The organism is Deltaproteobacteria bacterium (assembly GCA_016183235.1).
In the GTDB taxonomy this organism is placed as follows: domain Bacteria; phylum UBA10199; class UBA10199; order DSSB01; family JACPFA01; genus JACPFA01.
On sequence record JACPFA010000049.1, the window covers coordinates 1 to 25,676 of the forward strand.

The 25,676-nt window shown below is 45.9% G+C and carries 21 protein-coding genes; 9 read left to right on the forward strand and 12 right to left on the reverse strand.

Going from position 1 to position 25,676, the window contains the following annotated elements; all coding sequences use genetic code 11:
• Positions 1-190: 190 nt before the first annotated feature.
• The 8 genes from HYU97_12060 to HYU97_12095 all read right to left on the reverse strand — a co-directional run bounded on the left by HYU97_12060 (position 191) and on the right by HYU97_12095 (position 11,563).
• A complete protein-coding gene (locus HYU97_12060) occupies positions 191-997 on the reverse strand; it encodes an AAA family ATPase (GenBank protein ID MBI2337483.1) in 807 nt (268 codons plus the stop codon).
• Positions 998-1,024: 27 nt separating this feature from the next.
• Positions 1,025-1,576 (reverse strand): transposase, encoded by a 552-nt coding sequence (locus HYU97_12065; protein ID MBI2337484.1) that lies wholly within the window; start codon positions 1,574-1,576, stop codon positions 1,025-1,027.
• Positions 1,512-2,174 carry a transposase gene (locus tag HYU97_12070; protein ID MBI2337485.1) on the reverse strand — a complete coding sequence of 221 codons (663 nt, stop codon included), beginning with the start codon at positions 2,172-2,174 and terminating at the stop codon, positions 1,512-1,514. The genes HYU97_12065 and HYU97_12070 overlap by 65 nt, the downstream gene beginning before the upstream one ends.
• Positions 2,175-3,068: 894 nt before the next feature.
• Positions 3,069-4,004, reverse strand: coding sequence for a tRNA (adenosine(37)-N6)-dimethylallyltransferase MiaA (gene miaA / locus HYU97_12075; protein ID MBI2337486.1), 936 nt, complete (start codon positions 4,002-4,004; stop codon positions 3,069-3,071).
• Entirely contained in the window at positions 3,983-5,806 is a 1,824-nt protein-coding gene (gene mutL / locus HYU97_12080) for a DNA mismatch repair endonuclease MutL (GenBank protein MBI2337487.1), read from the reverse strand. The genes miaA and mutL overlap by 22 nt, the downstream gene beginning before the upstream one ends.
• Positions 5,748-9,035: a right-handed parallel beta-helix repeat-containing protein gene (locus HYU97_12085; protein MBI2337488.1), complete on the reverse strand. Its 3,288-nt coding sequence runs from the start codon at positions 9,033-9,035 to the stop codon at positions 5,748-5,750. Before HYU97_12085 ends, mutL begins: the two co-directional genes overlap by 59 nt.
• 26 nt (positions 9,036-9,061) lie before the next feature.
• Positions 9,062-9,649 carry a hypothetical protein gene (locus HYU97_12090; protein MBI2337489.1) on the reverse strand — a complete coding sequence of 196 codons (588 nt, stop codon included), beginning with the start codon at positions 9,647-9,649 and terminating at the stop codon, positions 9,062-9,064.
• A 399-nt stretch (positions 9,650-10,048) separates the two neighbouring features.
• Positions 10,049-11,563, reverse strand: a complete 1,515-nt coding sequence (locus HYU97_12095; GenBank protein MBI2337490.1) for a hypothetical protein — start codon at positions 11,561-11,563, stop codon at positions 10,049-10,051.
• 111 nt (positions 11,564-11,674) lie between these two features.
• Here HYU97_12095 and HYU97_12100 point away from each other — a divergent pair, with 111 nt between their 5' ends.
• From HYU97_12100 to HYU97_12110, 3 genes are all read left to right on the forward strand, one after another.
• Positions 11,675-12,808, forward strand: a complete 1,134-nt coding sequence (locus HYU97_12100) for a pyridoxal phosphate-dependent aminotransferase (protein MBI2337491.1) — start codon at positions 11,675-11,677, stop codon at positions 12,806-12,808.
• 673 nt (positions 12,809-13,481) lie between these two features.
• Complete coding sequence (locus HYU97_12105; GenBank protein MBI2337492.1) at positions 13,482-14,108, forward strand: hypothetical protein; 627 nt, start codon at positions 13,482-13,484, stop codon at positions 14,106-14,108.
• Positions 14,108-14,515, forward strand: coding sequence for a hypothetical protein (locus HYU97_12110; GenBank protein MBI2337493.1), 408 nt, complete (start codon positions 14,108-14,110; stop codon positions 14,513-14,515). The genes HYU97_12105 and HYU97_12110 overlap by 1 nt, the downstream gene beginning before the upstream one ends.
• Positions 14,516-14,531: 16 nt before the next feature.
• Here the strand turns inward: HYU97_12110 and HYU97_12115 are convergent, their stop codons facing one another.
• On the reverse strand, positions 14,532-15,323 hold the full coding sequence (locus HYU97_12115) for a nucleotidyl transferase AbiEii/AbiGii toxin family protein (protein MBI2337494.1): 792 nt from the start codon (positions 15,321-15,323) through the stop codon (positions 14,532-14,534).
• Complete coding sequence (locus HYU97_12120; GenBank protein MBI2337495.1) at positions 15,302-15,751, reverse strand: helix-turn-helix transcriptional regulator; 450 nt, start codon at positions 15,749-15,751, stop codon at positions 15,302-15,304. The genes HYU97_12115 and HYU97_12120 overlap by 22 nt, the downstream gene beginning before the upstream one ends.
• A gap of 142 nt (positions 15,752-15,893) precedes the next feature.
• Here HYU97_12120 and HYU97_12125 point away from each other — a divergent pair, with 142 nt between their 5' ends.
• Entirely contained in the window at positions 15,894-16,697 is an 804-nt protein-coding gene (locus tag HYU97_12125) for a phosphatase PAP2 family protein (GenBank protein MBI2337496.1), read from the forward strand.
• Complete coding sequence (locus HYU97_12130; GenBank protein MBI2337497.1) at positions 16,663-17,241, forward strand: hypothetical protein; 579 nt, start codon at positions 16,663-16,665, stop codon at positions 17,239-17,241. The genes HYU97_12125 and HYU97_12130 overlap by 35 nt, the downstream gene beginning before the upstream one ends.
• Positions 17,242-17,657: 416 nt before the next feature.
• Here HYU97_12130 and HYU97_12135 read toward each other — a convergent pair whose 3' ends face one another.
• Together HYU97_12135 and HYU97_12140 are read right to left on the reverse strand one after the other, a co-directional pair.
• Positions 17,658-19,598, reverse strand: coding sequence for an AMP-binding protein (locus HYU97_12135; protein ID MBI2337498.1), 1,941 nt, complete (start codon positions 19,596-19,598; stop codon positions 17,658-17,660).
• A 598-nt stretch (positions 19,599-20,196) separates the two neighbouring features.
• The gene (locus tag HYU97_12140) at positions 20,197-21,336 is read right to left on the reverse strand and encodes a type IV pilus twitching motility protein PilT (GenBank protein ID MBI2337499.1); all 1,140 of its coding nucleotides are present in this window, start codon (positions 21,334-21,336) and stop codon (positions 20,197-20,199) included.
• A gap of 231 nt (positions 21,337-21,567) precedes the next feature.
• Between HYU97_12140 and tadA the strand changes: the two genes are divergently transcribed.
• The 4 genes from tadA to HYU97_12160 all read left to right on the forward strand — a co-directional run bounded on the left by tadA (position 21,568) and on the right by HYU97_12160 (position 25,627).
• A complete protein-coding gene (gene tadA / locus HYU97_12145) occupies positions 21,568-23,268 on the forward strand; it encodes a Flp pilus assembly complex ATPase component TadA (protein ID MBI2337500.1) in 1,701 nt (566 codons plus the stop codon).
• Entirely contained in the window at positions 23,268-24,506 is a 1,239-nt protein-coding gene (locus HYU97_12150) for a type II secretion system F family protein (GenBank protein ID MBI2337501.1), read from the forward strand. The genes tadA and HYU97_12150 overlap by 1 nt, the downstream gene beginning before the upstream one ends.
• Positions 24,507-24,687: 181 nt before the next feature.
• On the forward strand, positions 24,688-25,107 hold the full coding sequence (locus HYU97_12155) for a type II secretion system protein (GenBank protein MBI2337502.1): 420 nt from the start codon (positions 24,688-24,690) through the stop codon (positions 25,105-25,107).
• A gap of 106 nt (positions 25,108-25,213) precedes the next feature.
• Positions 25,214-25,627 (forward strand): type II secretion system protein, encoded by a 414-nt coding sequence (locus tag HYU97_12160; protein MBI2337503.1) that lies wholly within the window; start codon positions 25,214-25,216, stop codon positions 25,625-25,627.
• The last annotated feature ends 49 nt before the right edge of the window (positions 25,628-25,676 follow it).

A 25,676-nucleotide genomic window follows, 5' to 3' on the forward strand; every position in this document is an offset into this window, starting at 1 on the left:
CCAAGAAGCTCTTAAAGAGCTAGACCTTTTGAGATCTCGAGGATCATAAGGTTTTAAAAGTCCCGTAAGGGACATAACCTTAAACCTCAGAAAGGAACGTGCTGTATGAACTATGCTACAAACTATATTGGATGTGATGCTGTTGCGTTTCACATTGACTGAGACTTGAGATTTCAAGGTGTTTGAGACTTTAGGCATGGAGGAAGAGTTCTGTTGAGGCGATGCGGACGTCGTCTGGGGTTACGACCTGTCGTTTTTGGGCGGCAGCGGTAATGAGGGCGCAGCGGGCGAGGTTATTGATGTTTCTGGGGATGCCCCCGGCAGCCTGGTGGGTGGCGGTAATCGCCTGGGATTCAAAGAGAGTCGGGCGGCATCCTGCGATTTTGAGGTGATGAGCGATGTAATCCGCGGTTTGTTGTTCGTTACCGGCGGTCAGGTGCATGCGTGCGGTGATACGGGAAGCCAGCGGGCGGGATGTGGGATAGGTTAATTTATCGATCAGATCATCCTGGCCCACGAGGATGACAACGATAATGGATTTGGAGTCGCAATCGATTTGAGTCAGAGTATGGAGTTCTTTGAAGGCCTCCAGGGACAAAAGGGAGGCCTCATCGATGATGAGGAGCGGAGTTATTTTTTGGGCGGCAATCTCTTTGAAGGTTTGGATGATGGCGTGATGCATACGGGCGCGGTTACCCGGCAGTGGGATGCCCAAGGCCATGAGGATGCGGCGATAGGTTTCGATGGTTGAGCCGGCCGAGGCAATGATTTCGATGGGGCGGTATTCGGGATGGGGGAGATTGTTTAAGGCCCAGCGGACGGCGGTGGATTTGCCTGCGCCGACCTCGCCGGTTAAGACGGCCCAGAACTTGTGAGTGGCCACGAAGTTGAAACGACCCTGCCAGTCCTTGAGTTGATCAGTCACCAGCAAGTCCTCCCATTTTAAATCTTGAGAGAAGGGTTTTTTGGCAAAGCCGAAGTGGTTTAAGTAATCCATGGTTGTTTTCCTTTCCTGGTTTTTTCATCATTGCCCAAACGGGACCTTGCCCGAAGGGGGGGTATTTTTTTGAGTGGAGGGCTCCATTTCAAAATCTCTTTTGGAGCGTTTGATTTTGGCATTGGAATGGGGGAGCACGAGCTTAAGAAGCCCCAAGGATTTGGGTCCATCGAAGGCTTCGACTTCATCGGGGCGGGTTGGATCAAACTTAAGCTCCAGTTTTTTGCCGATGGAACCTATGGGGGCTTCAAAAGCCCTGCCGTTTAAGGACACGACCCGATCTTTGCCGACTTTACGCAAAGCCCGATTTCTAAACATGGCCTCCAAGTGTTCAGGTGCAGGACGAGCGGCCTTCAAGTGTTGGATAAACCGCTCCAGTGGAGGCTCCCCGGTAGTGGAGTGGGGAGTTCGGTGATAGTAGCCGTCGATCCACGCGTGGAGAGCTTCATTGAGAGCCTCCAAGCTTTCCAAGTCAGATAAAGAGAGTTGGGGCAAAAAGTTCTCCCGCACGGTTTTAAACCAGCGTTCGCACTTGCCCTTGCCCTCGGGTTGGTAAGGGGTGGCATGGATTAAGCTCACTCCCAGGCTTGCCAGGGCATACCGCAGTTTGGCGGAACGAAAGGCGGAGCCGGGAGTGGTCATCGATTAAGGCGATCAGATAAGCTTTTCTGCTCTTGATTTTGGGGCCGTGCATGACATCGGACTGGGCCAAGTCCATGGGGTATTCCGCCTCAAAGCGGCGGCGGTCGATGGGCGCGGTTTCAGGAGCATCCATGAGGCCATGGCGTTTGAGCAGGCGATAGACGCTTATTTTGGGAAGATGCTGGCCTGAGGCAATGATTTTAAGGGAGCGGGCTTGGTAAATTAAAGCAGCAACGGTGAGTTTGGGTTTTTGTTTTTTAAGTTCAAGCAACGCTTGGGCCAGCTCACCTTTCATTTTGCGGCTTGACCCACGGTCACGGCGTGCTTTGGGGCGCAGGCCGTCAATGCCGGATTGGCGGTATTGGGCCAGCCACCGGAAGAGAGTGGCCCGGCTTAAGCGATAAACATGCCCGTTGGGAGCAATCGGCGTGGTTCCAACGATCTTTTCCATGAGACAGTGCAAATCTCCGCGTTCCGCTTCCAAAAGCGGGGTGATGCACTGGTAACGGAAGTAAGCAATCGGGTCATAATCCACGGGAAACCTCCTTTTTGAATTGATGGAGGCGACCCTAACGAGGAAAATCCCGAAGGACTATGACACTCTTGGGTGGGGGAGCCAAAACCGGGATAAAGGAGCCCGGCCTTTCCATAAAACGTGGCAAAGCCCTTCAAGAAAATCCCCGGCTATTTTGATTTTTTCGGCGACACGCATCCACCAGCGCATGCGGCTCCTGGAAAAGGAATCGTGGACTAAACGCCAGGGTTTATTTTGAAAACGCAATCGGCAGGCCTGGATGATCTCCCGGATGCTTGCCTGGAAACGGAGCCAAAGACCTTCAGGAAGAAGGGTTTTGGCCCGAAGACAAGCAGAACACCTCCAGCGCCTGAGCCAAATGCGCCCCCAAGAGCACCAACGCTCCCGAAAGTCGTGCCACCAGCAAGACTGCCCGCAGCACGGAGAATAATCCGGCTTAATCCAATTTGCCTCTTTACCTTTTATGAGGATTTCGTTTAAGGATGGTCCCCTGCCCTTATCAGGCAGGTTCTTTTTATGCATGGTCAAAGCTCTAGAATCCGGGAAGCCCTAAAGCAACCTGGATTCTGGACTTTGGTTCTCTTTTTTTCTTACCCGCCCATCTCATTCAAACTGAAACAACCAGTCTCATAGAGAGTGGAATGCAACAGCGAGGCGACTTTGCAGGTGAAGGCACTTTTTTGACCCATCGCGGAATCGCCGGGGCCCCCAATGCGGATTAGCGGGCACGGAAAACCGCGGCTCACGTCATCCCGGACTTGATCCGGGACCCATGATGGACAACGCGGAAGGCTTCCGTGCCCGCTAATCCCATTAGGGTCGGCGATGGAGCGCCGGGTCAAAAAAGTGCCTTCACCTGCAAAGTCGCCTCGCTCGCTTTTTAGGTACAGTAATTTATTTTATTAAAAATGTTTTGATCTGCTCAATCGCTTGGGCGATTTCGGCCTCTGAGTTTGGGTTGATCCAAAGATTTATTTTTTCTTTTTTAAACCAGGTGATTTGGCGTTTGGCGTATTGGCGGGTTTGGATGAGGATGGCTTGTTTGGCGTCGTTTAAGCTTATTTTATTTTGAATGACTTTTTGTAATTCACAATAACCAATTGCGGTGGCCGATAATTTTTCAAAATCATAACCTTGTTGCATAAGCCCCTCAACCTCGTTCTGCCAGCCAGCTTGCAGCATGGCTTCAATACGCTCTGCGATGGCGTGGTGAAGTTCTGGGCGTGGTAAATTTAACCCTAAAATAAAACAATCGTAGGGGGAAATTTGTTGTTGTTTTAGCAAATGCGAAGGTGGTTTTTGAGTGAGTTCGTAAATTTCTAAAAAGCGAATGATGCGGGCCTGATCGTTGAGTTGGATTTTTTTGGCTAAGCTGGGATCAACCTGTTTTAATTGGGCATAAAGATTATTTAAACCTTTACTTTTAATAATAGTATTTAACTTATTTCTAATAATAGAGTTTCTTTTAGGTAAATTATCAAGGCCGTAAAGGATACTTTTCAGATAAAGCCCGGTGCCGCCTACTAAAATAGGAAGAATTTTTTCTTGAAGTAAGGGTTCAATTTGTTTTTTTGCCCTTTCAGCAAAGTCGCCAGCACTCATGGTTTCATCAAGATCGAGTAGATCAAGTAAATAGTGGTTAGGGTTGCGTTCGTTTAAGGGTAATTTGCCCGTACCGATGTTGAGTTGGCGATAGACTTGTTGGCTATCAAAATTGATCACCGCACCATTCAATTGGCCAGTCAAGGTGCAGGCCAAGGTTGATTTGCCAACCGCCGTGGGGCCAACGATGGCAATCATTTTAGGTTTTAAAGGACTCGCTTGAACCATCGTTCGATTTCGTATTGGGAGATTTCGACCATCACCGGGCGACCATGGGGGCAATGATAACTGTGGGGTGTACCGTTGAGATCTTTTAAGAGTTGTTCCATCTCAGGCAAATTTAAAGGGTCCCCTGCCCTAATTTGATGATGGCAGGCCATAGTGGCCAAAGTGTGATCTACTTTTTCAATGAGTGGGGCCAGGCGGTTTTCATTTTCTAAGGAATCCAAAAGGCTAAATAAGATTTTTTTAGGATCTTCTTTACTCAATAAATTAGGCACGGCTTGAATCATAAAAGTGTTGCCACCAAAAAATCGAATTTCAAAACCAAACTGTTCTAATTCGTCGATATATTGTTTTAGTATTTCGCCTTCAGAGGGCCGCAGATCAACATTGATGGGATGAAGCAAGCGTTGCGAAGGGATAACCCCTGCCTCAAATTGTTGTTTCAATTTTTCAAACCCAATCCGTTCGTGGGCTGCATGTTGATCAATCAACACCAGCCGTTCATCAGCCTGACAAAGAATATAGGTCTGCAACAACTGCCCAATAATTTTGAGCTGAGTGTATTGCAGCGTTCCCGTTTTTATTTGACCAAAAAGCTCTTCACTATTTGGGCTGAGAGAGGAGGCGGCACCCCTATTCATGGGCCGAGCCTGCGCGGCGGGCCCTTCATGCGAGTCTGCCGGCATGGAAAGCCGCGGCCCGCCGCCCTCTGATTCCATGAAGGTCGCCGCGAGAGGCATCAGCCCATGAATAGGGGTGCCGCCTCCTCTCTCAGCCGAATGGTGTAATTTTTGTGCCCAAGGTGATTCACTAAGGCGACGATATAAAGTCTCAGAGATGAGACTATGAATGGCCCGACTATTTGCGAAGCGCACTTCGCGTTTGCTGGGGTGTACGTTCACATCCACTTGTTGTGGATCGATATTCAAATCTAAAATGACCATGGGGTATTGATCTCTCATCAACAAAGATCGGTAGCCCGCTAAGATAGCGTGATTGATAACTCGGTCTTGCACGTAGCGGCCGTTGACAAAGACAAAAAAGTTTTTGGATTGGCTGCGAGAAAAATTGGGGTGAGATAAAAAGCCTCTCATTTGAATACCTGGCACTTCGCGTTCAAAGCTATAGAGTTGAGCTTGAGTTTCACGGCCAAAGAGGTCCCCTACTCTATCCAGTAAATTAGTTGTGGTTTGAGTTTTTAATAAGGTCTTGCCTTGGTGAATCAGCGACCATTCAATATTGAGATGATAGAGGGCCATACTTAAAATAAAATCGTGGATGTGACCCCATTCGGTAGCGGTTGATTTGAGAAATTTTAAACGGGCTGGGGTGGCATAAAACAGGTCTTGTACTTGCACGGTCGTGCCCGCTTGGCGAGTAATGGGGCCAGTTTGCAGGGTTTGGGTATTGTCCCAAAATTGCCCCAGGGGTTGATGCTCGGGTGTTGCCGATTCTAAACGGAATTTACTCATAGCGGCGATCGAAGGTAGGGCCTCACCACGAAACCCTAGGCTGTGTAAATGAGTTAAATCGTCAAGGTGTTGGATTTTGCTTGTAGCGTGGCGGGTGAGGGCAAGCTCGATTTGATCGCCTGCAATGCCTCGCCCATTATCTGAAACTGCAATGAGTTGTTTGCCGCCTTCTTTTAAGGTAATGATAATAGAGGTGGCACCTGCATCAATGGAATTTTCAACTAGCTCTTTAACCACCGATAGCGGGCGTTCAACAACCTCGCCCGCGGCGATTTTAGTGATCAGTTCCTCGGGTAGTTTGCGAATGGGATGCATACCCTCGTTTAAGGCCATAGGGAATCAACATACCCAGGGCCAAAATCAATGTCCAGCCAAAGAACGGGGCGTTAGTTCCCATGGTTAGGGTATTCAAACTACAACCGCCTTTATCAACCAACTGCTTTAAATCATCGGGTCGGTTGATCAGTGGATCGGTGCCTTGAGCAAGTTCTTGGCCGTCTTTGGCGCCATCGCCATCGGTGTCGTCACTATTGGCACAAGTTTCACCGGGGTCACATTTGCCATTTTTATTGGCGTCTTCTTGACCATCATTGATGCCATCAAAATCGCTGTCGTTCAAGTAGCAAGCCGTTTCACCATCGTCGGTTAGGCCGTTCTTATTTTTGTCTTCATGGAAGTCAGAAAGGCCGTCGCCATCGGTGTCACCCTTGGTGGGGTCGCATTCGTCTTGGGCCACAAAGCCATCGTGATTTTTGTCTTCGAGCCCGTCACTAATGCCATCACCATCGGAATCGGAATTACGCGGGTTAGTTTCGCCAGGATCCACCGCACCATTTTTGTTTTTATCTTCAAGCCCATCGGGCAGGCCATCACCATCACTATCGGCATTGCCTTGATCGGTTTCACCAAAGTCGAGTACACAATTGAGATTAATATCTTCGGTTTTGTTAGTAAGACCATCACCATCTGAATCCATGAAGGGGTTACTAGCTGCAACCCCGGGCACGCATTCAAATTGACAGTCTGGATCTGAGTTTAAGGGACAAGAGTCTTGACCATCTTTGGCCCCATCACCATCGGTATCCGCTAGTCGTGGGTCAGTTTCACCGGGGTCGACTTGGCCATTTTTATTAAGGTCTTCGGTGCTGTCGGGAATGCCGTCGTTGTCGGTATCGGTTTTTTTAGGGTCGGTTTCGCCCGCATCGACAATGCCATTGGCATTGCTGTCTTCGATACCATCTAAAATGCCATCGCCATCGGTATCGTTGGAGGTAGCACTCATTTCATTGCCATCGCGGATACAATCGTGGTCGAGATCTTCAAATTTATTGGCCACGCCATCACCATCGGCATCTTTGTTTTCGGAAGGGATTTGGCCCTTGATACACTGATTACTACATTCTGGATCGGCATTGGTTGGGCAAGGATCGGTGGCGTCATCAAGCCCTTCGCCATCGCTATTGGGATTTTTAGGATCCGTTTCGCCAGGATCGACTTTACCATTTTTGTTAAGGTCTTCATCACCGTCGTTGAGACTGTCATTATCAGAATCTTGTTTGGTAGGATCCAGGCCATTCGCAATTTCAATACCATCGTTAATACCGTCTTTATCGGTATCAGGGTCATAGCCATCGGATTCGTTGCCATCTTTTAAACAGTTGTGGTTTTTGTCTTCATCGACCAGGGGTGCACCATCACCATCGGGATCATAGGTCGGTGCAACTTGGGCACCAGGCACACAAGCTGACTTACAGCTGGGTTCGCTATTTTTTGGGCAAGGATCTAAACGATCGTTGCTGCCATCGGCGTCAGTATCAGATTTTCTGGGGTCGGTTTCATTGGCATCGATCACGCAATTATGATTCCAATCTTCATAACGATCAGCAATGCCATCAAAATCAGTATCAATCGAATCATCCGGGATTTCTCCGGGGATACAAGGTTTGCTGCAAGTGGTGTCGGGGTCGGTGGGGCATAGATCGGAACCATCGGGCAAAGTATCACCATCGCTGTCGAGTTTTTTAGGATCCGATTCCCCTGGGTCTACTTGGCCATTTTTATTTTTGTCTTCTTCATTATCGGCTTTTCCATCGAGGTCGGTATCGGCATGGAAGGCCTTGGTTTCTTGGCCTTCGTCCCATTGGCCATTAGCATTTTTGTCTTCTAAGTTATCAGGGATGCCATCATCATCGCTGTCGGCCTTGGTGGGGTCGGATTCTTTGCTATTTTTGACGCCATTTTTATTAAAATCTTCAGTGCCATCGGGAATGGTATCGCCATCGGTGTCTTCATCGTTAGGGTTGGTTTCAGTTGCTTCTTGAAAAACCCCATCTTTGTTTTTATCTTCTTGGCCATCAAAAAGATCATCGCCATCAGAATCGGAATTCACAGCATCGCTTTCACCTTCGCTGGGGTCCCATTGGCAATTTTTGTTTTTGTCTTCTTGATTATCTTTAACCCCATCGCAGTCGGTGTCTTGCAATTCAGGAGAACCGGCGCCAATTGAACAGTTGCGAACCAGGTTGGTCCCCGGTTCAGTTGGGCCTGCACTACAGTCAATATCGGTATTGGTGTTGAATTCGCTTAAGTTATGAATGTTCGACATGGCCGAGGTAGAAGTGTCTTTCAAAAAGGCGATAGCAAACACTTCTTCACCAGTGGAAGCGTCAAAAATAAAATGCACGGTTCGGCTAGTAAAATCACTGCTCTTTTTTTCACCAATCAGAGTTACACCATCTTTAGGGTGAGTACGATAAAGTTCAACCCTTTCAACATCAGTGTCAAATTTGATGAGCACATCAAACTGCCCGCCGGGTAATTTAATGCCCGATTCGATGAGGGGTTTAAAATTATCGCCTGGAGAAACTAAGGCCTGTTCGCCATTGTCGAAGAAATTGTTTTTGCTTACTTCATTAAGGGCATTGTCTAAAACAACACCACTACCGGTGTTGTTTTTAAAGGTGCTGCCTGTGACCGTATATTTTGTGCCCGAAATCTTTAACCCTGTGCCATTGCGGTCGGCGATGATATTTGTGACGGCACCTTGATTACCCTCAAGGTTAAGCCCAACCCCTTTATTTTCTTCGAACTTAGAATTTTCAACATTAACAAAATCGGCTTTGCCGCAAAGCCCATCGCCGCCGGAGCCGCGAATAATCACATTTTTAAAGGTAACGCGGGTGCCTTTTTTTACGGTGATGGCACAACCGCTGCTAATGGCGCTGACGTCAATAACCCTCTGCCCTCCGATACCTTCAACAATAATGCCATCTTGATCCTCTGAGTTATCGAAGCTTAGGTTGGAAGAAAGTAATGTGTTGGTGTAAAGAGGGATCTTAGTGTGGCAAAATTTTGGATTCTCAGAACCCTTTAGATTAAAACCATCCACCTGGCGACGAAAGGAATCATTGTAGGCATGGTCATCAAGGCTTGTTTTAACGGGGCAAATTTGACCATCGCTACCACCACCTTCAGGAATCACCCAACCCGCAAGAGTTGGTTTTAATCCAGTAAGGCAAAAAAGGACAATTAAACAAACATACCCAATCCTTTTAGGATTCATAATGGGCTCCTTGTATTTTTTTAACATCAAAAAAATTTATAAGCGACACTTACATTCACGCTGTGTTGGCTGCTGAACCCAGCTTGTGTAGTGGGGTCTCCCTCTCTTGGTGCAGGGATATCAACTGTATTCAACGCAATCCCATAGGCATAACCTATATCAACATGAAGATCTTCAGTGCCCGTTCGAATCACAAGCCCTGGCCAAACCCGGGTTAATAAATCATCTTCAAATTCATAAGGGAATGGAGCATTAACATCATATGTGCCGTTTAGAATATTAAAGGCGAAATGTAATTGAGCCCCTATGCCAAAGTGCTCGCTAGGTTTCCATAAAATGTCGCCCCCTGCCCAAATAGCCCATTCTAGAGGGTCGCTATCAGCCGCCGAACTTTTGCGATTATTGGCCCTAAAAATATTAAGCGATCCGCCTAAACCAGCATCTAATTCTAATTGATCCTTGAGATAATTGTATTTGGCCATGAGACGAAGGATATGTTCGCTATAACTAGGCCCTGGGTCACCAATGTATTTCACCGCTGTTTGGTTAAGACCGCCATCAATACCAGGCAAATAAGAAATTTCTGCTTTAATTCCGTGTAGACCGTCGCCCATATGCTTAGCTCCTTGTAAGGTAGGGCCGTTATGCATAAAGCCCTTTTGGTTTTTTTAGAAGCTCCCCTATCCGCGCTTAAACTAACCTATGTAAATTAAACCGCTTTTTGTTACTAACCAGTCGGTTGTATGGGCTACAGATTGCGAGGGTTATGGAGCGAGACAAGGAAGATGAGCAAAAAGCGCGGAGGCGTAGCCATAGCTACGCTGAGCACTTTTTGTGAAATCTGACGCAAGTCGCAGCCCATAAACCGAAGTAAGCTGTAGCCCATACAGCCGACTGGTTAGTAAGACTGGCTGTAAGTCGGAGGTTCTGGTTTTAAGTTGCTTATTTTTTTTGTAACAATTCTAGGGAGTTTGGGTGACGGAGGGGTGTGATTCAAGAAACATCGTATTTAGCTAAGGGCGTTGGAGGGTGTAGCTTTTTTGCATAAGCTTGGGGGTTTCTAAACTATTATCTAAGTATTGAAAAACAATCGTATCGGTTGCGCCGTTACTTTGAATACGCACTTGCACCGATTCATACTTGCCGGCATTGCCAGGAATGTTTGTAAAAAAATCACCCGTATTAATCTCGTTACCTTCGTTATCGTACAACACAGCTTGTAGCCCCCGCTCATTTGAGACGGCTACAATGCTATAATCGCCGTTTGGGCTCGTGGCTGCATCGACATTATAAATGGGGTGAAAAACCGAAACGGGTTGGTTTCCACTGGCATTACCATCATAGTCAAAACGGCGATAAGACAAAAATCCAGCCGAACCATAAACCATAAAACTATCGAGGGTGTTGCTTTGAGTTGCCAAATTTAAGTAGTCGCCCGTGCTTTCGATGCCAGTGAGGATGGGATCGCTGGTTTCAGGAGACACCCCCGCCATGCGATAAACGGAGAGAACTTTGTTTGCACCAGCCGTGGTTAAAAGCCATTGACCTTCTGACAAAGGACTTATCGCAACATTCGATAAACCATTAGCCAAGGTGAATTCACCGGATTGGACAAGCTGCAGACCCTCATTATAAAGGCCCATTTTAATGAGGTTACCCCCTAAATAAGCCACGACGAGCAAATGCTGTTCGTCGGTCGCTTCATTATTTAAAATTGCAGTTCGGACTTGTAAGGACTTAACCGGAGCTTCAACGGTATCGGCCTCTGCTAAAATGTCTTCTTGGTTTAGGCCGCCTGTTTCTGCATTAGCGGAAAGAACGCGCACCGAAACATTTTTAGCATGGGTTTCGTTGAGGTTGTCAGAAGCTAAAAAAGCTATGGCTAGTGAACCATTGGGTAAGGTTTCGAGGGATGTGCTCAATAAAGTTTGGTTACTACTATAAAGATGGTGAGTTTTATCTGGCGTAGACAAGGCCAAACCTTTAAAAGCTTGGTCATATTGTGCCCACGCAGCAACCGGCCCCTGATTTGTAAAAGCTAATTTGTGATCATTGATCGTTTCGGCTGGTAAAGCAGCGTTGACTTGACGGGTTTCTCCTTCGGTAAGGAGGGAGGAATAATCGGTAGTTGAAGCGGATGCAGAACCGGTATCAGCACAACCGGTCAACGTTGAGGTCCCAGTTAGAAGCCCTAGCATTCGCACCCAAGGATTTTTGGCGAACAGTGCAATGGCAAGGCCTGCCACGGTTACTTCTCCAGCGTAGGGATGGGATGTGGGGCGGCTTGACGTAGGTGGAAGTGCAACTCCACGGGACAATTGAACTGCGTAGGATCGCTGGATCCATGCTTCCGCAGGGATGAAACCCCGGCCTTCTGTCATCCCTACCTTCGCAGGGATAACACCCCGTCCTTCTGTCATCCCTGCGGAGGCAGGGATCCAGAGTTTTTGGGTAACTACGTTTGCAATGCTAGTCCCTATTTCTGAAAAAAAATCTATTGTTGTCGATATGGGGTCAATTCTAACCATGGATTTTCCTTTGTAGATGTTGTAGGCCGATATCGTTCAATTTTAACAAAGGTTGTCAATATTTTACCCGCTTCTTTTCCCAAACGATTAGCAAATGCATGTCCTGAGCGCATGCGAAGGATCAGGTCTTTTTTGGCCATGGATATTTTAGAGGCAAGCCTTACCTTAGGTACCCAAGGCCACTCGGTGATTTCACTCGCCCTGGGCGAACCGGATCTAGACCCTCCTAAAATTGCCATCCAGGCCTTGCAAAAGGCCTTGGCCCGCAAAGTGACTAAATACACCCATTCCCAAGGCACGTTAGAATTAAGGCAAGCCATAACAGAGCACTATCGCAAAAAGTATGGAGTTAGAATCAGCCCGGAACGGGTGGTTGTTACTCCTGGCACCAGCCCGGCCATGCTCATCGCGCTCGGGGCCTTGCTTGAAGTGCGTGATGAAGTTTTATTGTCGGACTTGCATTATCCTTGTTACCCCAACTTTCTTTATTTCCTGGGGGCCAAACCTCGTTTTATAAAAACGCAAAGCAAAAACGGTTTTCATTTTACACCAGAGCAAGCCCGTCAAGCATTGCGACCCAAAACCAAAGCCCTTTGGATCACCTCCCCTTCTAATCCCACGGGGCACGTCTTATCCGCAAACACCTTGGCGCAATTTGCAAAATTAAAAAAATTTATGATCTCCGATGAAATTTATCATGGGCTTACCTATGAGGCAAAAGAACATTCTATTTTAGAATTTACGGACCAGGCCTTTGTGTTTAACGGATTTTCAAAGGCCTATGCCATGACCGGTTTTCGATTAGGTTACGTGATTGTGCCGGATGCCTTTATTGAACCCATCCGCAAACTGCAACAAAGTTTTTATATTTCGACCAACTCTTTTGTGCAGGCCGCAGGTTTAGCGGTATTGCAAAAAGGCGCGGTGGCCCAACGCCACATTCGAAAAATCTTTATGCAACGCCGCAAGGTTATTTTATCAGAATTAGCGGCCTTGGGAATGAAAGCGGCGGTTGCGCCCCAAGGGGCTTTTTATGTTTTGGTGGATGTTCGAAAGTGGACCAACGATTCTTATAAATTCGCCTTTGATTTATTAAAGCAGGCCCATGTGGCGGTGACACCAGGCATAGATTTTGGCAAAGCCGGCCTTGGCTACATCCGCTTTTCCTACGCCAATTCCATCACCAACATCAAAGAAGCCTTTAAACGCATCGGAAAATTTTTACTCACAAATCGTCGCACCTAAAAAGCGAGCGAGGTGCCCTTGCAGGTGACTTAGCTTTGCCGACCCGGCGCTCCATCGCCGACCCTCATGGGGCTAGCCGGCACGGAAGCCTTCCGCGTTGTCCATCATGGGTCCCTGCCTTCGCAGGGATGACATGGGCCTCGGCTTTCCATGCCGGCTAGCCCGCATGGGGGCCCCGGCGCTTCCGCGGTGGGTCGGCAAAGCTAAGTCACCTGCAAGGGCACCTCGCTCGCTTTTTATATAACTCTAAATATTTGAGTAGATATAAAAAGTTTGACTGAAGTGGGCTAAGGGTGTTGTCGAGAACCTGTAGCACAGGAGTAAAGCCGTAGGAGGTTCAAAAAATCTTATTATTTTTTTGAATTAGAGGATGACGAAGGAATACTCTAATTCAATTAAAAATAAAAGATTTTTTGGACCGAGTAGGCTTTACGGGTGCGGGTTCTCGACAACACCCTTAGCCCACTTCAGTCAAACTTTTTAGGTACGACGATTTACACCCAGGGGTGTCAAATTTTCCTACACTTTATTCCAATTTTGACACACTCCTCCATATTATTTTTTTCCTTACTTGTTTATAAGTATTTGCAATTATTAAGTAATAATCAAATTTTAGCTTGTTGGCCTTTTTGGCACAAGTTTTGCTCTACCCATTAAGGTGGAGAACTTTGAAATGCTAAAAAGGTTATTGGGTTTAGGGATATTATTAGTCACGTTCTTATTGACACCTCATCAAAAGGGCCTCGCTCAAACTCAACAATTGAAGGTCAAAGAATTTTCGGGAAGGATCATGAATATTCAGGTCAATCCCATTGTGTGCCCACAATGTTTGGTGACCTGCAGTAACGAAGATGGAATTGCCGAAGATGATGAAGTCCCTTTGTGTTTTTCGATCAAGCAAGCCGAATGCCAGGGCGAGAGTGGCAATTTAACGCCCGCCATGGAGATTGAAGTTTGGTTAGAACCAGTGGGCGAAAACAAACCAGTTAAGTTGGTCATGATTACCACTCACAATTTATATTTGCCTTTAAAGATGAATACCAGCACTCGCTATGTTGATTTGAATTTGCCGAATTTGGTGGCAAGCATGGCTGAGGTGGAATTTAATAGCAAAGGCATTCAAACAAAATTTATTACAACCAACGTGCCAGCCTTAGGGGACGTGATTATTGGAGCTAAGATGCAACCCTTGCGAGGCGCTGAAGGTAACCGTGAAGTTTCCGACTTGAGTTCAGATGAAAAATATGGTTCTAATGTGGTCGAAAGGGTAATTGTTACTCCCATTGGGGTAAGAAAGTAATGCGAGTTCTAGTTATTTTTATTATTACATTGTTGGTTTCCTCCACGCTTTCCGCGCAAATCGATAAAAAGACAGGTTTTATGGGGGATCCGGCTGCTAAGCGCGGTGGGCTTATTGGCTACGACGAAGGTCGCAAACAAGCCAAGCTTGATAAAGAGGCCGGTAGCCCGGCGGCGTCTAAAAATGCAGAATCCTTTAACCATCCTGAAAAATTTCATCGTGCTGAATATGGGTCGCAAGCCAGTTTTATTTTGGCTTTTAAAAGGGGATTTTTAATTGGCTATAACGAAGTTTATTCTGGCAAAAAGATTGATCCCAAAAAGTTAGAACAAGGGATTGATCAACACGCTAATGCGCAAAACAAGCCCACCTATCATCGTGTCAACGTTGTTGACGATGCCATGTAATTGTGGCTTACAAAGTTTATTTTTTCCGTGCAAACTTCTTTTGCTGCTGAAGCGAGGTTGCCAGGGCTTTTGTTTCTTGAAGAGGCGCAAGTAATTTTTCGTATGCAAGAAGACGATGAATCAATTCTTGTCTTAAAAGTTCAATGCGCGTGTAAGCTTCATCAATGGTAAGTTTAGCTTTTGGCAATAAAAAAGCGCATGCCTCTTTGCGCAAATGGCTACCTTTTAGGCTGATCAACAAAGATTCTGTATTGAGTCCAGCATCGAACGGCTTGCCCAATTTTATTAATTCTTCAATGTTCCATTTTGGGATTCTTTCTAAGATCCAATCGAGATCAAAGAGATCTTTTTCCGAAGCCCTACTCACTAAACATGCAACTTTCATTGCAAGCAACGTGGAAATGTCAGCAAAAACAAAATTTTCTTGGCTTTTCTTTGATTGACCTACTCGAAAAAGATTTTCATCCAATACGATATCGATCGTAAATTCATGCCGCTCTATTTTTGCTAAAGTTCGAAAATATCCTGCTGAAGTTCTCTCATGAGAAAAAACTGCGCCCTTCTCTTTGAGACTTCGAACGGCGCGCAAAGCAGCTTGCCATGCAAATTCATCTTGTGCAAAAAGATCAAGATCATCAGAACGACGGTGTTTGGCATAAAAGCCGGCCAAGGCTGTTCCACCAACCAGCCAAAGACCATCGGGGCAAAATGCAAAGATGTGAGCTAAAGCTTTATGTAAAGCAAAAGGCACGGCAAGCCGTGAAAGCGTTGGCAGGGGCGCTATATTTAAGAGTGATAAAGTGGCCATAAAGTTTCTAGTTCTGAACGACGCTTGGGTTTGATAAATTTTTTGTAATGAGGAAAGCATTCTAAAACTTTTTTTCCAATCACAAAAGAAGCTTCATGAAAGCCAAGCACTTGAACTAATCTGGCAAGTGCTGGCAAGCGACTTTCGCGCAATGCAGCCACAAAACTTTCCATGCTTGGATAAAGTTGATCCCACAAAAATAAAGTGTTGAATTCATCAAGCGAAGGAACCGTTTCGATCAGTTCAGCCGGGGAAAATCCAAACGATTGGGCCAAATGAAAAAGTGTTTTGGTTTCAATGTTAAGCAAAGGACTTTTGCCGCGAAACCATTTGGAAACGGCAGCACGTGACACGCCAGCACCTTCAGCAATTTGGGCTTGGTTCAATTTTTTTGAAACAATTATATTTTTAAGTGTTTGTAAATACATATTTTTATAATAAATTTGTTAACTTAAGTTAACAAATTTAAAAGACTTCGTCAAGAAGCAACTTTTTGTAAAATTTACATTGTCTTGAATGCCATACAATTATTATTTGGATTATCTTGGGTACCATGCTAACTCAAAGCCCATGACTCGAGGGATTGCGGCTCTTTTGATTTTATCTATTTTATTTTTTCCACTGCCGGCTTTTACCGAAGAATCTAAACCCTCATTAGAACCTGAAACAGCCCCTGAAGATTTTTTTGAAAATCATTCTCGCCGGGCAGAAAAATTTTTTTTCAAAGAAATGCCACGCCATATTGGCAACGATTTTAAATATACCTTTTGGAGTTCTACGGGTGCGGTTTTAGTTGGCAGCTTAGGGGCATCGGCGGCCTTTCATCCTTTAGATGATGATTTGAATCGCAAACTTAACGCCAATGAAATATTTGGCAAAACTTTTAACGATGTGAGTGGCTGGGTTCTTTCACCCTATTCGCAGTTTGGGGTTTCACTTATCACCTGGGGTATCGCCAAAAAATTGGATAAACCCAAATTAGCGATGACGATGGAATCAACCTTAGAGGCATTGGCTATTACCGAGGTTTTAACTCTAGGTGCTAAACTGGCCACACAGCGCACCCGGCCTAATGGGGAAAGGTTTAGTTTGCCCAGCAATCATACCAGTTCTATTTTTGCAACCGCTACCGTGTTAACGTCGGCTTATGGTTGGAAGGTGGCTATACCGGCTTATTCTCTGGCTACCCTTTCGGCTTTGACTCGTATCGATAGTAAAAAACATTGGCTAACTGATGTGCTAGCCGGCGCCAGCCTTGGCATTGCTGTGGGTTGGGGAACTACAAAATTTCATAAAAAAGAACATCCTGATATCTTTTTAACTCCACAGGTGACAAGTCATGGGGCAGCCATCCAGTTTACCAAGATCTATTAAGCACGAAGTAGCGCGCAAGCTTTTGCACCTGCCGGTGTTTTTGTTTCCCTGGATAGCCACGCATTCTCTCGTATTGTTTTGGGCCGTTGGGATTGGGCTGATTTTAATTTATATTGGAATTTATTATTTAGAAATCAAACTTAAGGTTCAAGTTCCCCTTTTAACCCGATTGATCCACTATTGCCGGCGGGGACCCACGCTGGATTGGGGCCCTATTTACTTAATGGTTGGGTTTTTAGTGGCGTCGAATTTAGGCCCGGTAAAAAATTTATGGTTTTGCGCCTATATCATTGCGGTTTGTGACTCAATGGCTTCGTTGGTGGGGAAATCATTAGGTGGGCCAAGGTTAGGCAAATTATCAAAGACTTATGTGGGGAGTGCTGCATTTTTGATGCTGGCATTGGTTGGATTTATTTATTTTTTTTCACCTGGCCATGCCGTGGGATTAGCTATAGTGCTTACTTTGGTGGAGATGTTTTCGGTGCATGATTTAGATAATTTCACTTTGCCAGTGAGTACGGCCTTATTGCTTATTTTAAAATAAATGTCACCGTCATCCCGGACTTGATCCGGGACCCATGATGGCGAAGAATCTTCCAATTCATCTGCAAATAGAGTCACGTCTTTTTGAATCCGGCTTAAGGCTCCCTCAACCCTTAAGCATTGGGGTTTCGGGTAGCCTCTTCCCGCTTCAAAAAGACTTTGGGCAAATATTTTTTACAAAGTCTTTTCGAGGTCCTTGCCGTGATGAAGCCATCGCGGAAGCGGCGACCCTCATGGGGGATTAGCGGGCACGGACTTTCTGTCATTGCGAGCCCAACGGGCGTGGCAATCTCACCGGTTAAACCGAGGGGATTGCTTCGTCGCAGACTCCTCGCAATGACAGAGGGGGCCCCGCCGCTTCCGCGCCGGCTTCACCACGGCAAGGACTTCAAAAAGACTTCGCATAAATATTTTTACTTAGGTCATTAAAGGGATTTGTTCTAAGGCTTGGGGGTTCTCGACGGATGATAAATCACCCAATTCTTTTCCTAAATATTTTTTCTTAATTAAACCCCGCACAATTTTGCCGGAACGGGTTTTGGGTAGCATGGGAATGAAATGCAAGGCCTCGGGCCTTAAGGTTTTGCCTAAGACATCGGTGATATTTTGCACGATTTCTTTTTCTAAGTTTGAGTTGGGGGCAAAGTCACTTTTTAAAACTGCAAAAACCACAACCCCTTCGCCTTTAATATCGTGGGGAACACCAATGGCAGCAGCTTCAGCAACAGCGGGGTGATTCATAACGGCTGATTCAATTTCGGCGGGGCCGGTACGGCGACCGGACACCTTAATAGTATCATCAGCGCGGCCGCGCAAAAACCAAAAGCCCTCTTCATCAACATAGGCCCAATCGCCATGATTCCAAATGTTGGGCCATTGTGAAAAATAAGTTTCTAAATAGCGTTCGGGGTCTTTTAAAAAACCTTTGGTCATAGAGGGGCTTGGTTTTTTGCATACCAGGTAACCCACTTCTCCCCGTAATGATTTCCCCTCTTCACTCCACACGTCAACATCCATCCCTAAGCTGGGGCCTTGGAGCGAAACGCCTTTAATGGGTGCGATGGGCAATGGTGCTAACAGACAACCAATGATTTCGGTGCCACCTGAAATGTTAATGATGGGGCAACGCTCGTGGCCCACTTTTTTGTAAAACCATTCGTAAGATTCAGGGTCCCAAGGCTCGCCCGTTGAACCCAAAATACGTAAATGTTTAAACGCATAAGGGCTTACCCATTCGTCGCCGGCCTTTTTTAAAACCCGAATGGCGGTGGGTGAAATCCCTAAAATCGTAACCTGGTGCCGCTCCACCATTTCCCATAAACGGCTGGCCTTGGGCCAATCGGGTGCCCCTTCATAAATGACAAAGCTGCTGCCTAATGCAAGTGTACCAATCATTTCCCATGGGCCCATCATCCAGCCAATATCGCTGAGCCAAAAGAAAACATCTTCGGGTTTGGTATCAAAATTATAACCTACTTCTTTAACGACTTGAGCCAATGCTCCCGCATGAGTGTGCACACAGCCCTTGGGCTTACCGGTGGTACCTGAGGTATAAATAACCAAACTCGGATCTTCGGCAGCCATTTTTTCAGTGGGGCAAGTTTGCCCACGGTGTTTTGCCACCAGGGTTTCGTAGTCGAGGTCTCTACCCTTTTGCCAAGGCGTGTCTTCGCGAAATAATCTTTTGACCACAATCACATGCTTGACTTGAGGGGTTAATTTTAAAGCCTCATCACAGGCTTCTTTGATGAGAATATTTTTGCCGCGGCGCAAACCGCCGTCAGCAGTGAAAACTAGTTTCACCTCGGCATGCTCTAGCCGTACTGCTAAGGGTTGCGGGCCAAAGCCAGAAAAAACAGGCACAACCACGGCGCCTATTTTTAAAATGGCAAAAAAAGCAAAAACCATTTCGGGGACCATGGGCATATATAAACAAACCGCATCCCCTTTTTTAATGCCCAATTCTTTTAAGGCAAGACTTAAGCCTTGAACTTCTTCGTGCAACTGTTGGTAAGTAATTTTTTTAACAGCCCCACACTCCCCTTCCCAAATAAAAGCAATTTTATTTTGCAGCTCTTCAAACTCTTGATAACGATCAATGCAGTTCAAGACAATATTGGTTTTGCCCCCCAAGAACCATTTTGTCCAAGCCAGCCCCTTAGAATCATCGTAAACTTTTTGATAAGGCTCATACCAAGCAATTCCTAAATCACGTAAGGCTTGATCCCAAAACCAACCGATGTCTTGCACACTTTTATCAAGCAACGCCGAGTAACTCTTAATGCCATGCCTTTGCATGAAGCGAGTGATATTGGCATTTTTAATCATCGCCTCACTAGGTTTCCATAAAATCGTCATGCGCGCATAAAATCATGCATGGCATTAAAGTAAAGAAAATTTTATCAGCGCAAATACGTGGCAAATTGTTGTACCTAAAAAGCGAGCGAGGTGACTTTGCCGTGGACTTAGCTTTGCTGACCCGGCGCTGCAGCGGCGACCCTAATGGAGTTAGCCGTCACGGAATCCTTCCGCGTTCTCCCGCCAAAGGCGGGAGCCTCGGCTTTCCATGACGGCTAACTTGCATTGGGGGCCCCGCCGCTTCCGCGATGGGTCAGCAAAGCTAAGTCCACGGCAAAGTCACCTCGCTCGCTTTTTATATAATCCCAAATATTTGCAGAGATATAAAAAGTTTTAGTGAAGTCGGCTGAAGCTGGAAGGGGTTTGTCCCCTCGCTGTTGCTCGGGATAAACTCCAGCTTTCACCTCTATGGCTATAAAGCCGTGAAAGCTGAGACTTTGAGTGCGCCTGGGGGCCGTAACCCCCAGGCGACACGGACCCCTGGAAGCTTCTGCCGACTTCACTAAAACTTTTTAGGTACGATAATTTGCAAATGATTGAAGAATAAAGTGGAAGATTCTTCACCCTGCTGGGTTCAGAATGACAGTGTTTTATATTATTAGGCGCGATGGGCGTTGGGATTGGCCAGGTTGGCGGCGTGGGATTGAGTGTTCATGCCCGTAGGCCGGCGGGTCTTTTTCCAAAGATTATCAAACTCACCCACATCGGGGCTGTATTCTCTTGCCACGGTCATTTCTACGATGCCCTTGGCTGCTAGCGCGATAAGTGCTTGATTCATGGTAATCATTCCACTTTCGGTTTGCCCCGATTGCATTAAGGCATAGATTTGATGAGTTTTGCCTTCGCGAATTAAATTTCGGATTCCGTGATTGGGAAATAACATTTCAATGGCTAAACAACGCCCGCCGCCAATTTTGGGCAATAAGTGTTGAGAGAGCACCGCTTCGAGGATAAACCCTAATTGGCTACGCACTTGTGGCTGTTGATTGGGTGGAAACACGTCGATGATACGGTCGATGGTTTGCACAGCGGTGTTGGTATGCAAGGTGGCAAAGACCAAGTGGCCGGTCTCGGCTACGGTAATAGCGGTTCGAACCGTTTCTAAATCGCGCATTTCACCGATGAGCACAATGTCGGGATCTTGGCGCAACAAATATTTTAAGCCATTGGCAAAACTCAAAGTGTGTTCCCCTACTTCGCGTTGGTGAATCAGACATTTTTTATGTTCAAAGATATATTCAATAGGATCTTCGACGGTGATCATGTGTTCTTTACGGAGGGCATTAATTTGATCCATGAGACTCGCGATAGTTGTAGATTTGCCTGAACCCGTTGCGCCAGTGACTAAAACTAGGCCATTGGGTTTGTGGATAATCTCAGATAATTTTTCAGGTAGGCCTAACTGCTCCGGCGTGGGGATTTTTTCGGGCAAGGCACGAAAGGCACCTGACATGGTGTATTTATCAAAATAACAGTTAACCCTAAAACGCGACAACCCCGCCACGCCAAAAGAATAGTCTAGTTCTTTATGTTCGTTAAGTTTCTTAATTTGAGCTTCGTTCAATTTTTCGGTGCAAAGTTTAATGGCCATCTCAGGGGTAATCACGGCGTCATCCAGGGGGTTTAATTGCCCATCAATGCGATAACGGGGTGGCGAAAAAGCCGAAATATGCAGGTCACTGGCACCCTTTTCCACCATCTTTTTTAACAAATAATCGAGGGTTAATTCACTTGGCATAAGGCCCCTTTTCCATACATTTTACGTACAATTCATTGAAAAAACAAACTAAAATTTAAAAATTAATTTTTACATAAGTTGGCATAAATATTGATTAAAAAATGGGGTGGGTAATTTTTTTAAAAAAACTATTTTTCTATTCCCATTATGTACTGATTCGGCTAAGATTAAATTTGCTAAAGGGGCAAAAATTCGCCGTCTGAGGCGAGTATATATAGTTGGGGTTTACTCGTGAAAGCGTCTACAAATTGCCAAGATTTTTTAAAGCACTTAGGCGAAGAGATGGTTCAGTCGGGTTTAATCACCTCTGATCAGCTCGCCGTGGCCCGGGTCACCCAAGACAGTATGGGTGGCAATATTGGCAACATTCTCCTAAAAAAAGGTTTCGTGGGTGAAGACCAAATCACCAATTTTCTTTCGGGCCGCCTCAATATTCCCTTACAATCCATTAAAGGTTTATCCATCGATACTAATTTGGTGCGTTTGATCCCCTATACCTTGGCGTATCGCTATTCCATGTTGCCCCTGGCCAAACGTGAAAATAAAATCCAATTGGCGCTGGCCGATCCTTTGAGCCTTTATTCCTTAGATGAAATTTCAAACACGCTGCATTGTGAATTAGAAGTGGTGCTAGCCCCCAAAGAAGAAGTGCTAAACGCCATGCGGGAGCACTATCGCAAACAAGATTTGCGCGAAATCGACATCGACGAAGTTGAAGTGATTAAAGAGACCGATGAAAACCAAGATGAAAACACCGAAAAGGTGCAAGAGATGGCTTCTTCGGTGGGCGCGGTATCAGCAGTCAATTCTATTTTTCTTCAGGCCTATCGCGAGAAGGCCAGCGATATTCATGTGGAGCCACAACGGGATTATGTGCGCGTGCGATTGCGCGTGGATGGTAGGCTCGAAGAACGGCAAATCCTACCTCGGCGTATGTTATTGCCGGTAACAAGCCGTATCAAAATACTTTCTGGGATGAATATTGCTGAACGCCGTGCCCCGCAAGATGGAAGGGCGCAACTCAAGATTTCTGGAAATTTTATTGATATGCGAACCTCGAGCTACCCCACCGCGTTTGGCGAAAAAATTGTCATTCGTTTATTGCGCAAAGACAATTTAATGAAATTGGAACACTTGGGTTTTTCATCCAGGGATTTAAAAGTTTTTTCTCAAGTTATTACTCAACCCTTTGGGATTATCTTAGTAACCGGGCCCACCGGTTCAGGGAAAAGTACCACCTTGTATGCTGCCTTGCAGAGGGTTAATTCGATTGATCGAAACATTGTTTCTGTTGAAGACCCGATTGAGAGTGAAATTGGTGGGGTTAATCAAGCCCAAGTAAATCCCAAAGCGGGCATGACCTTTGCTTCAGCTTTGCGAAGTATTTTGCGCCAAGATCCCGATGTCATCATGATCGGAGAAATCCGCGATGGAGAAACTGCCGACATGGCCTTACGTGCCGCTATGACGGGGCATTTAGTTTTTTCAACCTTGCACACGAATACGGCGGTGGGTGCCATTCCTAGGCTCATCAATTTGGGTGTCGCCCCCTTTCTACTTTCAAGTTCTCTTTTAGGTGTCATGGCGCAACGTTTAATTCGTAGAATTTGCCAAGACTGTCGCACTCCCACCCCAGCCGATCCCCAGATGCTGCGTTATTTGGGGATGCCTGAAGATGCAGTGGTTTATAAAGGAGCGGGTTGCCCTAAATGCCGCAATACGGGTTTTGCCGGCAGGATTGGCTTGTTTGAAATTGTCCCGGTTAAAGACAAAATGAAAACGATCATCGAACAAAACGCCAAAGAAGAAGAGATCATGGCTTACATTAAAAGTACCGGTGAATATCGCAGCATGAAAGAAGATGGCATTGAAAAAATTTTGCAGGGTGTAGTTACGCTAGAAGAAGTTATTAAAGTAACGGAGGCAGAATAATGGTTACGCTCGCTTACCGTGCTCGTGATTTGAAAGGCGTCTTGGTTGAAGGCGAAGTGGATGGCTATGAGTTTAAAGAGCTAGAGTCATCGCTGGTTAATCAAGGTCTTACCCCCGTCTCGATTGAAGAAATGAAATCGGGTAGCTTTAGCCTTGCCAATTTGAGTTTTAACCGCATCAATAACATGCTGCAAACGGTGAAGTCAGAAGAGCTGATTGTTTTTACCCGCCAGTTCTACACGCTTTTTAAAGCGGGTCTCAGTATGGAGATCATTTTAACAACTCTGTCTAAACAATGTCAGAATCCTAAATTAAAAGAAGCCCTCAATGCTATCAAAGTTGATATTAACTCGGGGACCTCGATTGGGAGGGCGTTTTCAAAGCATCCTAAAATCTTTGACTCCCTTTATACGGCCATGCTTTCGGCCGGTGAAGAAGCCGGTATTTTAGAGCAAGTCTTATTGGAGCTCACCATCGTTTTAGAAAAACAGGTTGAGGTAAAAACAAATATTAAATCAGCAACCCTTTATCCTAAAATCGTGGTGGGGGTTATGCTCGTTGCTTTGTATGTTTTGCTGACATTCGTTATTCCCAAATTCGGAGAATTTTACGACAAGTTTGGCGGCGAGTTGCCCGGGGCAACCCGACTTCTTATTGGCATCAGCGACTTTTTCTCCACTTTTTGGTGGCTCATTTTGGCTCTGGTTGCAGCGGCCGTTATTGGATATAAAAAATATTATTCTACTTATCGGGGGCGTTTAGTCATTGATGCCCTGGCTTTTAAGATCCCTATTTTTGGTGTTCTAACTTTAAAAGTGACCATGGCCCAATTTGGCCATCTTTTATCTTCACTTTACAAGAGTGGCATGTCGTTACCCCGTTGCTTTGAAATTATGATGGAGGTTATTTCGAATAAAGCCTTTGTGCAAGAAATTAGCACCATCAAAGCAGGCATTGAACGAGGCACCAGCATCTCAGAAATCATGCGCGATGGGCAATACTTCTCACCCATCATCATTGAAACAACGGCCATTGGCGAAAAGACCGGCAGTCTTGATGAAATGCTCGATGCCGTGGCTAACCATTATGATTTGGAAGTGAAGCATCTTACTAAAAATTTGACAACCATGATTGAGCCTATCTTGCTTTGCTCTATCTTTGGCATGGTTACAGTTATGCTACTCGCGGTGGCTATGCCCATGTGGAATTTATCGAAAGTGGTTATGGATAAAGCTTAAAAAGGAGGTGTGAGGAAACTGAAATTTTACGGGGGTTTAAACCCCAACTATTTAAAAACTCTTTAGCAAAACAAAAGCTCTTTTGAATTTCACAATTCAAAAGAGAATAAACTGGGGGCGCTTTTTTGAGTGTTCCTGAAACAGGGGTCTATTAAAAAAAGGGAAGAAAATGAAGAAGAAAATGAAGAAGAAAAAACAATTAGGGTTTACTCTTATCGAGTTAATCCTCGTTATCGTTGTGCTTGGTATCTTAGCCGTGTCGGCTCTACCTTCATTCTATGATGTTACGACTAGTGCGCGTAACTCAGCTCGCGAAGGTGTGGCAGGTGCGGTGAATGGTGGGTTGGCCACCTATCGGTCTAATGCCTTGATCAATGGTACTTCGACCGCCATTGCAGACATGTCGCCTGCGGTTGCCAACGCGGCTGCCTGTTCTGCTGCGGCTCGTTGTTTCTTGACGGTGTTGGATCAAGGTGTGTCCGATAACCGTTGGGTAAAAACCAATGCGACCACCTATGTATATAACGGTGCGTCAACCTATACTTATACTGCACCTACGGCTAACTCCGCAGGTTCGTTTATTTGTACGGCAGGTTGTTAAGGATAGTAGGTCAAAATATTGCAAGGTTGTGCGGCCCGCCGTTTAAGGTGGGTCGCATGGCTCTTGCGAAGGTTGTTAATATGGAGGGAGGAAAATGAAACGTAAAATGAAAAAACAATTGGGGTTTACTCTCATCGAGTTAATCCTCGTCATCGTCGTGCTTGGTATCTTGGCCGTATCGGCTTTGCCTTCATTCTATGATGTTACGACCAGTGCGCGTACTTCGGCTCGTGAAGGTGTGGCAGGTGCGGTGAATGGTGGTTTGGCCACCTATCGGTCTAATGCTTTGATCAATAGTACTTCAACAGCGATCGCAGATCTTTCACCCGCTGTAGCCAATGCTGCTGCATGCTCAGCGGCTGCTCGTTGTTTCTTGACGGTATTGGATCAAGGTGTGTCGGATGCCGCTTGGGTGAAAACCAATGCAACCACCTATGTCTATAATGGTACTGCAACCTATACGTATACGCCACCTACGGCTAACTCCGCAGGTTCGTTTATTTGTACGGCAGGTTGTTAGAGGCACATTAGTTAGTAGGTTATTGATGCCGGTGTTCGGTGACCCATCA